General features: G+C 65.6%; 1 protein-coding gene. It reads right to left on the minus strand.

Annotated elements, in window-relative coordinates; translation table 11 throughout:
* Window positions 1-73: 73 nt before the first annotated feature.
* Window positions 74-678: PhoH family protein (locus EN884_RS37725; RefSeq protein WP_164895503.1), on the minus strand; the 605-nt coding region annotated here is incomplete at its 5' end.

Below are 678 nucleotides of genomic sequence, written 5' to 3' on the forward strand. Positions count from 1 at the left end.
CATAATATCCGGCGACGGGAATATTCCCGTCGCCGGATATTATGTCCTCAGGCATGAAGCCGCATCGCCAACATCAATTCTCGGCGCCGAGGCCACGCGCCAGCTTGGCGTCCCGGTCGTAGGCCCTGACGATTTCCGCCACCAGCGGATGGCGAACCACGTCGCCGTCGTTGAAGCGCACGGTGACCGCGCCCGCCACGCCGTCCAGCACCCGCAAGGCTTCGACCAGACCCGATTTGGTGTTCGAGGGAAGGTCGATCTGGGTCGGATCGCCGGTGACGATCATGCGCGAGTTTTCGCCCAGACGCGTCAGGAACATCTTCATCTGCATCGGCGTGGTGTTCTGCGCCTCGTCGAGGATAACGGCGGCATGCGCCAGCGTGCGGCCGCGCATGAAGGCAAGCGGCGCGATTTCGATCACTTCGGCGGCAATGGCGCGCTCGACCTTGTCGGCCGGCATCATGTCGTAGAGCGCGTCATAGAGCGGCCGCAGATAGGGATCGACCTTCTCCTTCATGTCGCCGGGCAGGAAGCCCAGCCGCTCGCCGGCCTCGACCGCCGGCCGCGAGAGAATGATGCGCTCGACCATGCCGCGCTCGAGCAGCATCGCCGCGTGCGCCACCGCCAGGTAGGTCTTGCCGGTGCCGGCCGGGCCGATGCCGAACACCAGTTCCGACC

The organism is Mesorhizobium sp. M7A.F.Ca.AU.001.01.1.1 (genome assembly GCF_004022735.1).
In the GTDB taxonomy this organism is placed as follows: Bacteria; Pseudomonadota; Alphaproteobacteria; order Rhizobiales; family Rhizobiaceae; genus Mesorhizobium; species Mesorhizobium ciceri.